Consider the following 13,982-nt stretch of genomic DNA (forward strand, 5'->3'; position numbering starts at 1 on the left):
AATGAGTTGTTCCCGTCCTTTTTTAATGTGCCTTTATCCCCGCCACTTTTTTATCGGCTTTGATTTTTTTCGAATATATTTTGAATTAGGTTGGCTGCGTAGAAAGCGAATACTAAGCCAATGTTGAGTGGTGTGATGCGGTCAAAGAATGGTATTAAAACAAATGGTAATGGTTGAATCAGCATAAAAATACCATAAATGATTGTTAAAGCTAGGGTTAATTTAAAGTCGTTGTGCCCCGATAGATAGAACATACCAATCAATAACACGACTAGCAATGCCAGATATACATTTCCTATACTATTAAATGTCTCTGCAGCTTTTGAATAAAGATTCGCAACGATTAAATAGATAATTGGTGTTAACACGTACAAGCTTTTCTTCAATATTATCTCCCCCATATCTCCCAAATTACCACTAAATTTCCCCAATTATACCAGTAATCTTAAGCGAATACAGTAGAAATATTGACAAAACACCATTTATTTAGTGTTTTATTGCATGTCTATTTACATCTTAGCCTTTGCTTCATGCATGGCCTGACGTGCCAAATTATCTGCACCTTTATTTTCTCGATCAGGAACCCAATTCAGTGTAAAAAGTGAAAAATGATCCAAATGTTTCAGTATTTCTTTCAATAAAGATTGATATGGTTCTCGTTTATGGTGCCGTTTATGCACTGCATCATAAACAATCTTGGAGTCTGTTTGACAGATGATCATCTCATTTTGAAGGTCGTCGTCCTCTAAAACTGTTAGCAGATGTAAGAGTGCCCGAAATTCGGCTTCATGGTTATCCATTTGTCCGACTAAGGGCTGTCTCAATTGGGTTTGTTGTCCATTTTTCACCAAAACAATACCTACACCGGCTGCGCCGAATTGCCCATCGACGGAACCATCTATCGCTATGCGTAACATCTACTCACCTTTTCGTTAATGTTAATCAAAACTTGCAAAATTTTGCATATATTCATAGAACCAGTAATCATAAATGTCTTTCAACACTTGATTTTCAATATGTTGCGGGTCACCACTTTCCATTAATTGTGTTAATCCCTCGATTAAATCTTCCGCGTCAATTGCGCCTAATTCGTCAACGAATGGGTACATCACGGTATAGATATCATAAATATTTTCCATCAAATAGGCGACACGATAAGGTTCGTGAACGTATACTTCTTCTACATAAGAAACCAAGTCTAAGAAACGTTGATTGGTTTCAATTTCAAACAAGTCATTCAAACTAATCTCGTGGCTATCATCATATATATCTTTCAACGTAATATTGCGACCGTCATGCTTATGGGCATGAATATATTGCAGAATTTCTGATTGGAAGACAAAATCACGGTCACGATTTAAAAATGACAGTAGTTTTTCTGCTGGTACATCATCTTCTAACTCTAGTAAATGATTTATTTGCGCTTTTTCCAATATCGTCAATGGTCGTTCGGTTAAGAGCAACTTATCAAATAAGGTATGCAAGCCGTGAAGTGCCTCAACATTTGATCTTTCATCATCAGGGTCTAGCTCGATGGCTGCAATTTTTGACATCATTTCAGGCACGATAATCACCTGCATAATCGGCGATAAAATACCGTGTTGTGGCAAGCTTAATTTAATCTGACCTTGAAGCACCTTTTGAATAAATTGGTAAAATTCCTTCCAAGGCACTTCAGCTTCTACATCGATAATATCCGGGTCAGCCATGACTCTTTCTCCATACACTTCAATTAATAAAGCAAAAATATCCACTAAATCCGTTTCTAATTCTTCTTCATACAAAACGCCAATCGTGTAATTACGGAAGTCGACAACACTTTTACGTTTTCTTCGCGCAACTAACAGCATTTTTAAGGATTCGGTCATATTGCCTTGCTTCATTAATTGAATACTTTCTTCTACATCTAATTTAAATGACCTTTCAAAATCATTATCTTGATTCATCATACTAATCCTCTTATTTTTTCATTTATAAATTTGTGACTAAAACAACGTCTTAGTGCTTTTTACATATGCTAATCCTATCACATCTTAGAAAAGATTCAATTCTTAGCCACGCAAAAAAGTGACCAAATCATAAAATTTAGTCACTTTCAGCCTTTTCTATTAGAATTGTTGAAATCTAGCTTCTTTCGCCGCTAATAAGTCTTCAGGCGTCATTGCTTCTTGGGTCTCGATTTCCGTCAACAACATGTCCTTAATCATAATGGCTAATTCATCATGACTTAAGGCACGGTTGCTATAATTTTCTGGAATAATCTGATCGATCACTTTAAAATCCAATAAGTCTGGCGCTGTAAATTTCATATACTCTGCTGCTTCTGGAACACGGCTTGGGTCTTTCCATAAAATTGTGGCAAAACCTTCCGGTGACAAAACAGAATACATGGCATTTTCCATCATCCATACCTTGTTCGCAACTGCCAAGGCTAAGGCACCACCAGATCCACCTTCACCCATCAAGATGGTGATCGTCGGTACGGTTAAAGTTGCCATGGTTTGCATTGATTCAGCAATTGCTTGACCAATACCCCGGTCCTCTGCTTCTACATCACAGAAAGCACCTGATGTATTGACAATGGTAATCACCGGACGGCGGAATTTTTCCGCTTGTTGGAACAAACGAATGGCTTTACGATAACCCTCGGCATGAGGCGAACCAAAATTACGTTGGATATTTTCTTGAACGGTATGTCCTTTTTCAGTACCAACAATGGTAACAGCCTTGCCATTAATCATACCAACACCACCAATGATGGCCCCATCATCACCATAACGACGATCACCGTGCATTTCATAGAAGACATCACAGACAAGTTTGGCCAATTCAGATGTCGTTAAACGATGAATATCACGGGACGCTGTGACAACATCAGCAGGCTCTTTTGTTTTTACATTTGCACTTGGTGTCGTAACGAGTTTCGACAATTTTTCTGCTTTAATTTTCAAAATGTCTCGCTCCTTTTCTAACACCATGCATTTGTAATAACTCAGCGATGACTACTTTTTGCTTCCAGCGTTCCACAATCATATCAATAAAGCCATGGTGTAGTTGATGTTCTGCCGTTTGGAAACCTTCAGGCAATTGTTGGCGAATAGTCTGTTCAATGACACGTTTACCAGCAAAACCGATTAAGGCACCCGGCTCTGCAATAGTAATGTCCCCTTCCATTGCAAATGAAGCCGTAACACCACCCGTAGTTGGGTCTGTCAATACTGGAATATATAGTAAACCAGCTTGACTATGTTTTTGAACAGCAATCGATACCTTGGCCATTTGCATTAATGACAAAGTACCTTCTTGCATTCGCGCACCACCAGATGCCGTGAAAATAACGACTGGTAGTCTATGTTCCGTAGCATATGTAAAAAGTGCTGCCACTTTTTTTCCAAGACCAGTCCCCATAGACCCCATCATAAAGAAGGAATCCATGACACCTATCGCTGTACGGTAACCAAAAATTTCACCGACACCAGTCACTACAGCTTCATCAAGCCCCGTGTTTTTTCTAGCCTTAGCCTTTTTCTCAGCATAGCTTGGAAAATTTAATGGGTCTGTATCCATATCTGCTTCTTTTAATTGAAACATTTCAACGAAAGTGCCTTTATCAATGATATTGGCTAAACGTTCGCTTGATGAGATACGGAAATGATATTGACAATGTGGGCAAATTTTTTCCGCACCTAAGTCATCCGTCAAGATTGTTTGATGACATTGCGGGCATTTTTGCCACATGCCATCCGGTACAAATGCCTGATTATTTGGATCCTTTGGCAATTTTTTATTGCTTTGATCGTCCTCTTGCATAGGAATATATGCTTTTCTGCGTTTTAATCCCATCATTCATCTACTTTCTTTCTTACTTCGTAACTGTTTGATGATCCTGTAACCAATTTGGTAAGAAATTCGTTTCCAGATAATCGTTTGTGTAATTTCCTTTTAAAAATGCTTCATCAAACAACAAGTCATATTGGAATTGTTGATTGGTCGCAATACCTGTAATGGTCATTTCTGAAACCGCACGTAGCATCCGGTTAATGGCTTGCGCACGATTGTCACCATGGGTAATCAATTTAGCAACCATTGAATCATAATACGGTGGTAACTTGTAGCCAGCGTAAATAGCTGAATCAACACGAATACCTAAGCCACCAGCAGGAAAATGTGCGGTTTCAAAGGAACCAGATGCTGGCATGAAATTCTTTTCAGGCATCTCAGCGTTAATACGGCACTCTAATGCATGACCAGAGAATTGAATATCTGCTTGTTCATATGACAATGGTAAACCCGATGCCACACGCAATTGTTCTGCCACAATATCCACACCTGTAACCATTTCCGTAATTGGATGTTCTACTTGAATACGTGTATTCATTTCCATGAAATAATAATTTTGATCATTATCTACAAGGAATTCGATTGTCCCTGCTGATTCATATTGCAATTGTTCTGCTGCACGAACCGCCGCTTGTGTCACTTTCATACGCGTTGCCTCAGAAATAAAAGGACTTGGCGTTTCTTCAATGACTTTTTGATGATTCCGTTGCATTGAACATTCACGTTCCCCTAAATGAATCACATGACCAAATTTATCACCCAATACTTGCACTTCAATATGATGGGCTGGATGGATAACCTTCTCCATATATAGGCGGTTATCACCAAAGGCATTCTGAGCTTCACGAGAAGCCTCATAGTAAGCGTCTATGAATTGATCTTCCTCATAGACCATCCGCATACCTTTCCCACCACCACCAGCTGTTGCTTTCAATAAAACTGGGTAGCCAACTTTTTTGGCTTGGGCAATGCCAGATTCAGGACTTTCCAAAATACCATCAGAACCAGGCACTGTTTGCACATGTGCTTTCTTCATGGTATCTCTAGCATTTTGTTTGTCCCCCATCAAATCAATGACTTCAGGACTAGGTCCAATAAATTCAATATTCATTTCTTTACATAGGCGGGCGAACTTACTATTTTCAGCCAAAAATCCAAAACCTGGATGGATGGCTTGTACATTCGTCACCACTGCAGCTGATAGAATAGACTGCATATTTAGATAAGAATCAGCTGATTTTGGGCCACCAATACATACTGCTTCATCAGCTAGTTTCACATGTAAGGCATCCTTATCAGCAGCCGAATAAACAGCTACCGTTTCGATTCCTAGCTCAATACATGTACGAATAATGCGAACAGCAATTTCTCCACGATTCGCTATTAATACTTTCTTAATCATCAAATACCTCTTATTCTATAGGTCATGACCAAACTTGGTCACCTCGTCTTGACTTAGTCGATTTTATCTACTTCTGAAATGATGAAAGTCATTAAGGCTTCAGAACAAACTTCCCCATATTCATTACGAATCGTACCTTTACCGATACCCATACGTTTTTTCAATTTCACAATCTCAACTGTGACCTCTAATACATCACCAGGCACAATATTTTTACGGAATTTCACATCATCCAAACCAGCTAAATAAGCAATTTTATTTTTAAAATCTGGTTGTGATAATAATGGAATTGAGCCTACTTGTGCCATTGTTTCCACTTGCAAGACACCAGGCATAACTGGGTTACCGGGAAAATGACCGACAAAGTATTCTTCATTGATCGTTACATTTTTACGAGCAACAACTTTTTCGCCCGGAATGATCTCGTCAACACGGTCAACAAATGAAATTGGGAAACGGTTCGGGATAATTTCTTGCACTTGCATTGCTGTTAAAACAGGTTCTTTTTTCTCAGCATAATTTGTCATTGATATACTCCTTCAATTTAACTTTCTGTCAATTCAAATAATGGTTGGTCAAACTCTACAACTTGGCCATCACTTACCAAGATTTTAGAAATTACCCCAGCAGATGTTGCTGGGATTTCATTCATCACTTTCATCGCTTCAACGATACATACAGTTTCGCCCGCTTCTACACGGTCCCCAACTGACTTAAATGCAGGTTGTTCAGGGTCTTTGGCTAAATAGACAACACCTACTAAAGGACTGTTAATGGTTAGAACATTCGCATCAGCTTCCTTAGTCTCTACTTCAGATTCCTTGGCTTCTGCTACTGGTGTCGCTGCTACTGCAGGCACTGGTTCAACCGGTGCAACTGGTTTAGGCGCAACGTCTTGGTTTGCGACATAAGCAGGTGCATCTTGTTTGTGATCCTTGATTTTTGAAATATATAAATCTTCGTTTTGTGTTTTAATTGAAAATTCTTGAATCGATGATTGATCGATTTTATCAATTAAAGCTTGTATTTCTTCATGTTTCAAAGCTTATTCACCAACCTTTTTAAAGGCAATGACCGTATTGTGTCCACCAAAACCTAAGGTATTTGAAATGGCTACATTTACTTCTTGTTGACGACCAACATTTGGTACGATGTCCAAATCACATGCTGGATCAGCATTTTGGAAACCTAATGTTGCTGGAATAAATGAATCATGAATCGCTAAAATACTTGCTACGGCTTCAACTGCACCTGCAGCACCTAACAAGTGACCAACAGCAGATTTTGTTGAAGAAACAGGGATTTTATACGCTAGGTCTTCACCAAAAGCACGTTTAATCGCAACTGTTTCTGAAGAGTCATTGGCTGGCGTACCTGTACCGTGTGCATTGATATAAGATACTTCTTCTTTCGCAATGCCACCTTCTTCAAGCGCAAGTAACATCGCTTTAGCAGCACCTGATCCATCAGCAGATGGTTGTGTTAAATGGTAAGCATCAGAAGTTGCACCATAACCAACGATTTCTGCATAAATTTTCGCGCCACGCGCTAAGGCACCTTCAAGTGATTCTAAGACAAGAATCCCAGCACCTTCACCCATCACAAATCCATTACGGTCTTTGTCAAAAGGAATAGATGCACGGTCGGGGTCAGTTGCTTCACTAGTTGCAGTTAAGTTATCAAAACCACCTAAACCAATTTCATTAATGGCACCTTCAGCACCACCTGCTAACATGATATCTGCATAACCGTGTTTAATGTAACGGAATGCTTCACCAATGGCATTATTTGCAGAAGCACAAGCTGTAACCATCGTCAAAGCTGGTCCTTTTAGCCCAAAGTGCATTGAGATATTTGCTGCACCCATGTTTGAAATAGATACAGGTACGAATAAAGGATTCACACGTTTAATACCTTTGTCGATCATTTTCTCAACACCTGTTTGAATTTCTTGAATACCACCAATACCTGTTCCTAGATACACACCAATACGGTCTACATCAGCTTGGCATAAATCTAAACCAGCATCCGCAACAGCTTCACCAGCCGCAGCGACTGCATATTGGCTATATGGATCCATACGTTTTGCTTCTTTACGGTCCATATAATCTTTAGCATTAAAATCTTTCACTTCAGCCGCTAAATTTGTATTTAATTCACTTGCATCAAATTTTGTAATTGGGCCAATACCGTGGACACCAGCTTTTAAATTTTCCCAGAATGTTTTGACATCATTTCCGATAGGTGTAATAGCACCCATACCTGTTACGACTACGCGTCTTGTCATTGTATTGCCTCCTAATTCATGTATAAGCCACCATTAACATCAAGCGTTGTACCCGTGATATAGCTTTGTGTTGCTAAAAAGTACACGGCCTCTGCAATGTCAGATGGTTGCCCTAATTTACTTAATGGAATATTTTCAAGCATTGCTGCTTTTGCCTTTTCAGGCATTTCGTCAGTCATATCTGTTTCGATATAACCCGGTGCAACTGCGTTCACAGTAATACCACGCATACCTAGTTCGCGTGCAGCCGACTTAGTTAACCCAAGCATACCGGCTTTTGAAGCAGCATAATTTGCTTGACCAACATTACCCATTTCACCAACTACTGATGCAATATTGATAATGGCACCAGCTCTTTGTTTCATCATCAACTTAGAAGCTGCTTGAATAAAGTTAAAAGTACCCTTTAAGTTGATGTCGATTACTGCGTCAAAATCACTTTCTTTCATACGCATCAATAAGGTATCACGGGTAATCCCTGCATTATTGACCAATACATCTAATGTATTGAAATCAGCCTTCACGGTGTCCATAATTTCTTTTGCAAAAGAAAAATCAGTCACATCACCCTTGAAATCACGAACTTCAACACCATACGCTGTCAATGCATCAACGTGTTCAGGTGTAGAACCTGATCGAGACACGATAATAATGTGATAACCATTGGCCGCAAATTTATGGGCAATGGCTGCACCAATACCACGGCTACCACCGGTAATCAGTACTGTTTTTGTTTGATTTTCAGTTTGTTCAGTCATTGTTTATCCTTTCAAACCAACGATGGTTGCTTGTAGTGTTTCTTCGTCCTCTACACGGAAAACGCGTATATCTTTATTGATTTGCTTCATAAATGAAGACAAGGTTTTACCAGGACCAATTTCGATTACTGTATCCACACCTTGCGCAATTAAATATTCAATCGAATCAGACCATTTAACAGGTTGCATCACTTGTTCCACTAACATGTCCTTAATATGTCCATCTTCGTGTGGTAAAGCCGTCGTGTTGGAAATCACAGGAATTTGTTGCGCATTAAATAACACATAATCTAGATAGCTGTCTAATTGTTTAGAAGCCTCTGCGAGTAATTCTGTATGGAAAGGTCCAGACACATTCAGCTCAACCATTTTTTTCGCACCATTCTCGGCTAAACGACTGACCGCTTCATCTACTGCGTCAGCGTAGCCTCCGATAACAATTTGTTTCGGTGTATTGTAGTTAGCAGGTGCTACATATTTACCCATGTCATAAGACACTTGTAAGCAAATATCTTCAATGACTTTGCGGTCCATTTTCATGACCGCTACCATTTTACCAACACCCGCTGGTACAGCTGCCTGCATGAAACGGCCACGATGACTCACAACATCAATTGCCGCTTCAAATGACAGCACGCCACTTTCAACTAAGGCAGCATATTCACCTAAACTTAATCCCGCAACATAATCCGCTTCAATACCCGCTTCTTTCAATAAAGAACTAAAAGCTGTTGAAACCGTCAGAATTGCTGGTTGGGTATATTCAGTTTGGTTAATTTTTTCTTCGTCTTCAAAACATAAGGCCTTCATGTCATAGCCTAAAATTTCTGAAGCTTGATCGAAGTAAGTAGTTAGTTCTGGATGGTGATTGAGTATATCTTGACCCATGCCTGTGTATTGGGCACCTTGTCCAGCATATAAAAATGCAATCGTCATAATGTTCTCCTTAGATTAGAAAAGCAGTGAAAGGTATCCACCATCTCACTGCTCCACTATGTTCATTAAATTCTTAGCTTTATAGCCATTCACTTGCTTGAGCAGCAATCGTTTCCTTACATACTGTCATATATGATTCAATAATTTCTGATACTGATTCGCGTTTATCTACTAAACCAGCAATTTGGCCAGCCATAAACGAACCCGTATCAAGATTACCTTCAACTACAGCACGACGTAACGCCCCCGTACCAATTGCTTCTAAACGATTCCAATCAGGATTTTCCTTACTAGCTTCTTCTTTTTCCACACGTAAGTATTCTTTGGTCAATTTGTTACGTAATACACGTACTGGATGACCAGTTGTTTCTCCTGTTAGAACTGTATCAATGTCTTTGGCTTTTAAAATACGGTCTTTAAAGTTGTCATGGGCATTTGATTCGTGAGCGACAACAAAGCGTGTCCCTACTTGAATACCAATTGCACCAAGCATGAATGCCGCGGCCATACCACGACCATCACCAATACCACCCGCTGCAATTACCGGAATATTTAATTCCTTCGTTACTTGTGGTACCAATGCCATTGTGGTTTGTTTTCCAACATGACCACCAGATTCCATACCTTCAACAATTACTGCATGCACACCTTCACGTTCCATACGTTTGGCTAAACCAACGGATGCAACCACGGGAATGACTGAAATACCAGCCGCATTAAATTGATCCATGTATTTACCTGGCGAACCAGCACCTGTTGTGATGATTTTCACACCAGATTGACAAATATAAGCAACAACCTCTTCGACATGTTCATTTAACAACATCACGTTGACGGCAAACGGCTTATCTGTCAATTCTTGCATTCTTTCAACTTTAGCGCGTACCACATCAACCGGATCATGTCCGGTACCAATAACACCAAGACCGCCAGCATTGGAAACTGCTGATGCTAAATCTGCATCCGCAACCCATGCCATAGCACCTTGAATGATTGGATAGGTAACGCCTATTCGTTCCCAAAAATCAGTTTTCACTTAAGGATTACTTCCTCTCTTAATCGACCAGTAGTATCGGACTAGAATTAGTCTTTGTTTGCTTCTACGTAGTCAACTAAATCTTGAACAGTATTGATTTTGTCTTCGTCTTCGATTTCAATATCAAATTCATCTTCAATATCGTTGATGATTTGGAATAAGTCTAAAGAATCTGCATCGATATCTTCACGAATGTTGGTAGTAGCTTTCACTTCACCAGCTTCTAAATCTAATTGTTCAGTGATTAATTCTTGGATTTTTTCTAAAGTAGTCATTAATATTTTCCTCCATATTTTAGCTAAATCATGTAATGGCGTTTCCTTAAGAAAGCCCTTGTTATCTTTACAATGATTTAACTTTGTTTTAATTGACATCTTTTGTAGTCAATAACGAGATATTAAATTATATAAGTAACTTTGTCAACTAGTTATTAAAACTAGATTACTGAAAAATAATAAGCAAGCCCTCGAAAAGGGCTTGTAGACTAGTAAAAATAGCATATAAACATTTTAAATGGGCATTTTTTAAAAATACAAATATTGTACAAACCACTGAATAAGGATTTCTTTTTCTAGACACAAGAAAAAAGAGCCTGGAAAATATATTTCCAAGCTCCCTGAAATTTTGTTTGATTAAATGTTTGTGCATCAGATAAGCAATATTGGCATAATGTGCCTACTTACCTGACTGAATGAAAAATGAATATTGCTTGATAGCGAATCTATTAAGAAGGCACCTTAACATACTCATCAATATCCTTAAAGTTGACAATTGTCTTAGACTCGCAAATTTCGCGCATCTCTTCATCAGAATATTCCCAATAAATTTTAACAACTGCTGAGTTTGTTAATAATTTTTCTATCTGTCCGACCATTTTACGTTCACGGAAAGTGAAACGAATTTCATCTCCGATATCTGGTCGTACGGAATCTTTCACAACATTAATAACTTCAACTGCTTCGTCATACGGTAGATCTAATAGCGATGCAATTCGCGATTTACTCGTACCACGACGTAATTCAGTTCCGACAAGTACTTGCATTTCATCTGTGACTTTAATACTCATATATAGCCTCCTAGTTATCCATGCGCCTTCTATTTATTATTATACCATATTTTGTATGTTAATTAAAATTTAATGCCTTGGACCCCTATATATGGAGAAACTATCCCGCTTTTTCAATATCAAAATGCTTGCTGGCTTCACGCCAAGTTAAATTAGACAAATCTGTTTCATGATTTTTTAAGAAACGGACAACCCAGTCTTGGTTGGTTTTGGCATAATCGCGCAAAATCCAACCCATACCTTTATCCACAAAAAATTCATTGGTTCCCAAGCAATTTTCACAGGTAATCGCTAAAAGTGCTGTATCCGTCTTATCCTTCATACCCAGTTGATGAATCATGGACGTACGTTTTAACCAAATATTGTCAGATTTGCTCAATGAAATCATGTCATCTTTTAGGTCAGGATACTTATGAACCATATGGCCAATTGTTTTTACCAAAGAATCCACTGAATCCCACCACGATTTACTAGTAATGAGTTGTTTCAGCTTAGGTAAATCTGTTGGTAATAAATATATTTTCATTTCAGCTAAATAATCACAAACGATATATTGAAACTCACGTTCTGCTAATTGCCACGTGTCGGCCACAAAATCCCAGTCAATAACTGGTTCATTGGGGGCTATCGTATTTTGGGCCTTGGCTTCTGCTTTTGCTGCCTTCAAATAAGGTTTTAAAATATCACGTCTAGTTTGACTACGAATACCTAAAAAGGGAAATTTATTACGTTGATACTTAGCCATTGCCGCTGCATCCGGTGTTGCATTGGCGTACATTTCTTGGATTAGCATGTCTGCATTTTTCACCCTAGCCACTCCTTACTGAATGCCTGCTAGTAAATCTTTGAGTGCGTTTTTGAATGCTTGGCTATCGATACGTTCGATGACACGACAATTAGGCGTGCGTTTGAATTCTTCTTCCCAGTCGACAATATTGTAACCACGCGCAAATTGCCCTTGTGTTTCAACATCGACATAGTAGTCGGTGGACTGAAGGGTTAATTCTGGTAAGGCAGCAACAGCCGTCAGCAATGAGTCTGTACAGGTTATCCCATCGATACCCCTTTTCGCCAATTCAAAAGCGCGGACAAACATGTTGATGTCCAAGAAAAATTTAGACCCTTTTGTTTGAATGGCCTCGATTTCCTCAATATCTTCTTCGTAAATGACACCGAAGTCTAGGCTGGCATCCCAAGTGACCATAGTTTTCGCTGTAGATGCGTTCAATACGATACGGGCTGCTTCTGGATCGACGTAGAAGTTGTATTCGGCCGATACATTCATGTTACCAAGACGGTTGTTAACCCCGCCCATGATCCAAATATGTTTAATATCTTGAGCGATTTCCGGCGCTTTTTTGATGGCCATGGCAATGTTTGTTAGGGGTGCTAAGGCAATTAATTCGATTTCTCCTGGATTTGCTTTGACGGTATCAATAATAAAATCAATGGCGTGTTGATCTTCAGGTTTTTGTTGTGGTTTTGGGAAAACCGCATCCCCCATGCCATTACCACCCTGAATTTCTTCTACAGTATCGTGCACTTCATTCGGCAGGGCAATCATGGGACTTTGGTAACCTTTATACACAGGTACCTTATAGTCAGGATTGAACGTTTCGATTGTTGTTAAGGCATTGTCTACCTCTTGATCAAACGCTACGTTCCCAGCGACGATAGTAATCCCTTCTACTTTAAAATGTTTTAGGGCCATCAAGATGGCTGTAGTGTCGTCTCCTGCTGTATCTGAATCAATAATTACTCTTCTCACAGAAATTCCTCCAATAGTTGTTTTCTTTATTATACCCTAGGAACTATGTCAGCCAAAATACAGAAAAAAGGTGGCCATAACATGTATGACCACCACTTTTATTTTGATGTGATTGGAATTATTTTTCGTCGTCTTTATTGGTAAAACCATCTAAACGACCTTGTGCATCAGCTTTCGCATCGTTAAATGCATCCTTAGCTTGGTTGACTTTTTCTTCAACTTCGCCACGAGCTTGTTGGCCCTTACCTTTGCCTTCTAATTCTTTGTCTCCAGTAATTTTACCAACTGTTTCGTTGATTGAACCTTTGATTTTATCAAAAGTACCGTTATTTTCGTTTGACATAATATCAACCTCTTTTTTAATTTATAGTGTATATATAGTATACCATATATTTAAATGAGTCCTAATGATAGCCCTTGCATTTGTAACTTCTTATGCAGGGAAAACCTTTATTTGACCCCTATTGAAAAAATATGTTATAATAATGGGTACATTCACGGGGGTGTTATTGGATTCGACAGGCATAGCCCGGTGTATGACTACTGCTCGGAGGTTACGTCTTCGTATCAACGTTCACAGTTTAAATATAACTGACAAACAAACAACAAACACTTTAGCTTTCGCTGCCTAATAACAGCTAGCTAAGATTCGCCCGGCGTCACCTATGCGCTGGTTCCGAGTCCTATTATAGTAGGTTACGTTCTAAGCTTCCGTCTGGAGTAAGGAAAAGAGATTAATCAGACTAGCAATCTAAGTGGTTTGTAGATTCACCCCTAGTGCGCAAAATTAAGAATCAACTATAGTGGTAAACGTTGTGCAATCGGAGTGTTTGGACAGGGGTTCAAATCCCCTCACCTCCATTCACTTATAAGTTATATAAGTACACAT

General features: G+C 39.1%; 17 protein-coding genes and 1 other RNA gene. 1 reads left to right on the plus strand and 17 read right to left on the minus strand.

Annotation, left to right across the window (positions count from 1 at the left end; genetic code table 11):
- Positions 1-50 precede the first annotated feature (50 nt).
- The 17 genes from EF384_RS00670 to EF384_RS00750 form a co-directional block, all read right to left on the minus strand.
- The gene (locus EF384_RS00670) at positions 51-386 is read right to left on the minus strand and encodes a hypothetical protein (protein WP_123779067.1); all 336 of its coding nucleotides are present in this window, start codon (positions 384-386) and stop codon (positions 51-53) included.
- Between the two features lie 123 nt (positions 387-509).
- A complete protein-coding gene (locus EF384_RS00675; RefSeq protein WP_123779068.1) occupies positions 510-917 on the minus strand; it encodes a ribonuclease HI family protein in 408 nt (135 codons plus the stop codon).
- Between the two features lie 21 nt (positions 918-938).
- A complete protein-coding gene (locus EF384_RS00680) occupies positions 939-1,949 on the minus strand; it encodes a hypothetical protein (RefSeq protein WP_123779069.1) in 1,011 nt (336 codons plus the stop codon).
- Between the two features lie 159 nt (positions 1,950-2,108).
- On the minus strand, positions 2,109-2,930 hold the full coding sequence (accA, locus tag EF384_RS00685) for a carboxyltransferase subunit alpha (RefSeq protein ID WP_439647002.1): 822 nt from the start codon (positions 2,928-2,930) through the stop codon (positions 2,109-2,111).
- A gap of 10 nt (positions 2,931-2,940) precedes the next feature.
- Entirely contained in the window at positions 2,941-3,843 is a 903-nt protein-coding gene (accD, locus tag EF384_RS00690; protein WP_123779199.1) for an acetyl-CoA carboxylase, carboxyltransferase subunit beta, read from the minus strand.
- A gap of 19 nt (positions 3,844-3,862) precedes the next feature.
- Positions 3,863-5,242: an acetyl-CoA carboxylase biotin carboxylase subunit gene (gene accC, locus EF384_RS00695; protein ID WP_123779071.1), complete on the minus strand. Its 1,380-nt coding sequence runs from the start codon at positions 5,240-5,242 to the stop codon at positions 3,863-3,865.
- 53 nt (positions 5,243-5,295) lie between these two features.
- Positions 5,296-5,769 carry a 3-hydroxyacyl-ACP dehydratase FabZ gene (gene fabZ, locus EF384_RS00700; RefSeq protein ID WP_123779072.1) on the minus strand — a complete coding sequence of 158 codons (474 nt, stop codon included), beginning with the start codon at positions 5,767-5,769 and terminating at the stop codon, positions 5,296-5,298.
- Positions 5,770-5,786: 17 nt separating this feature from the next.
- A complete protein-coding gene (gene accB / locus EF384_RS00705; RefSeq protein WP_123779073.1) occupies positions 5,787-6,284 on the minus strand; it encodes an acetyl-CoA carboxylase biotin carboxyl carrier protein in 498 nt (165 codons plus the stop codon).
- Between the two features lie 3 nt (positions 6,285-6,287).
- On the minus strand, positions 6,288-7,529 hold the full coding sequence (gene fabF, locus EF384_RS00710) for a beta-ketoacyl-ACP synthase II (protein WP_123779074.1): 1,242 nt from the start codon (positions 7,527-7,529) through the stop codon (positions 6,288-6,290).
- A gap of 11 nt (positions 7,530-7,540) precedes the next feature.
- Complete coding sequence (fabG, locus tag EF384_RS00715; RefSeq protein WP_123779075.1) at positions 7,541-8,287, minus strand: 3-oxoacyl-[acyl-carrier-protein] reductase; 747 nt, start codon at positions 8,285-8,287, stop codon at positions 7,541-7,543.
- 3 nt (positions 8,288-8,290) lie between these two features.
- The gene (fabD, locus tag EF384_RS00720; RefSeq protein ID WP_123779076.1) at positions 8,291-9,223 is read right to left on the minus strand and encodes an ACP S-malonyltransferase; all 933 of its coding nucleotides are present in this window, start codon (positions 9,221-9,223) and stop codon (positions 8,291-8,293) included.
- A gap of 79 nt (positions 9,224-9,302) precedes the next feature.
- Positions 9,303-10,259 carry an enoyl-[acyl-carrier-protein] reductase FabK gene (gene fabK / locus EF384_RS00725; RefSeq protein ID WP_123779077.1) on the minus strand — a complete coding sequence of 319 codons (957 nt, stop codon included), beginning with the start codon at positions 10,257-10,259 and terminating at the stop codon, positions 9,303-9,305.
- A gap of 47 nt (positions 10,260-10,306) precedes the next feature.
- A complete protein-coding gene (locus EF384_RS00730) occupies positions 10,307-10,534 on the minus strand; it encodes an acyl carrier protein (RefSeq protein ID WP_123779078.1) in 228 nt (75 codons plus the stop codon).
- 449 nt (positions 10,535-10,983) lie between these two features.
- On the minus strand, positions 10,984-11,325 hold the full coding sequence (locus EF384_RS00735; RefSeq protein WP_123779079.1) for a DUF2187 domain-containing protein: 342 nt from the start codon (positions 11,323-11,325) through the stop codon (positions 10,984-10,986).
- Between the two features lie 100 nt (positions 11,326-11,425).
- Positions 11,426-12,133, minus strand: coding sequence for a DNA alkylation repair protein (locus EF384_RS00740; protein ID WP_123779080.1), 708 nt, complete (start codon positions 12,131-12,133; stop codon positions 11,426-11,428).
- A gap of 12 nt (positions 12,134-12,145) precedes the next feature.
- Entirely contained in the window at positions 12,146-13,093 is a 948-nt protein-coding gene (locus tag EF384_RS00745) for a nucleoside hydrolase (protein ID WP_123779081.1), read from the minus strand.
- 118 nt (positions 13,094-13,211) lie between these two features.
- Positions 13,212-13,436 (minus strand): CsbD family protein, encoded by a 225-nt coding sequence (locus EF384_RS00750; RefSeq protein ID WP_123779082.1) that lies wholly within the window; start codon positions 13,434-13,436, stop codon positions 13,212-13,214.
- 156 nt (positions 13,437-13,592) lie between these two features.
- On the opposite strand from EF384_RS00750, the gene ssrA reads away from it, so the two are divergent.
- Positions 13,593-13,957, plus strand: a transfer-messenger RNA (tmRNA) gene (gene ssrA / locus EF384_RS00755).
- Positions 13,958-13,982 lie beyond the last annotated feature (25 nt).

It is taken from the genome of Aerococcus agrisoli, from assembly GCF_003797145.1.
GTDB lineage: Bacteria > Bacillota > Bacilli > Lactobacillales > Aerococcaceae > Aerococcus > Aerococcus agrisoli.

Coding starts and splice junctions, on each gene's coding strand:
- EF384_RS00675 (WP_123779068.1), bottom strand. CDS start 917: ATGTTACGCATAGCGATAGATGGTTCCGTCGATGGGCAATTCGGCGCA.
- EF384_RS00680 (WP_123779069.1), bottom strand. CDS start 1,949: ATGATGAATCAAGATAATGATTTTGAAAGGTCATTTAAATTAGATGTA.
- accD (WP_123779199.1), bottom strand. CDS start 3,843: ATGGGATTAAAACGCAGAAAAGCATATATTCCTATGCAAGAGGACGAT.
- accC (WP_123779071.1), bottom strand. CDS start 5,242: ATGATTAAGAAAGTATTAATAGCGAATCGTGGAGAAATTGCTGTTCGC.
- fabZ (WP_123779072.1), bottom strand. CDS start 5,769: ATGACAAATTATGCTGAGAAAAAAGAACCTGTTTTAACAGCAATGCAA.
- fabF (WP_123779074.1), bottom strand. CDS start 7,529: ATGACAAGACGCGTAGTCGTAACAGGTATGGGTGCTATTACACCTATC.
- fabG (WP_123779075.1), bottom strand. CDS start 8,287: ATGACTGAACAAACTGAAAATCAAACAAAAACAGTACTGATTACCGGT.
- fabD (WP_123779076.1), bottom strand. CDS start 9,223: ATGACGATTGCATTTTTATATGCTGGACAAGGTGCCCAATACACAGGC.
- EF384_RS00730 (WP_123779078.1), bottom strand. CDS start 10,534: ATGACTACTTTAGAAAAAATCCAAGAATTAATCACTGAACAATTAGAT.
- EF384_RS00735 (WP_123779079.1), bottom strand. CDS start 11,325: ATGAGTATTAAAGTCACAGATGAAATGCAAGTACTTGTCGGAACTGAA.
- EF384_RS00750 (WP_123779082.1), bottom strand. CDS start 13,436: ATGTCAAACGAAAATAACGGTACTTTTGATAAAATCAAAGGTTCAATC.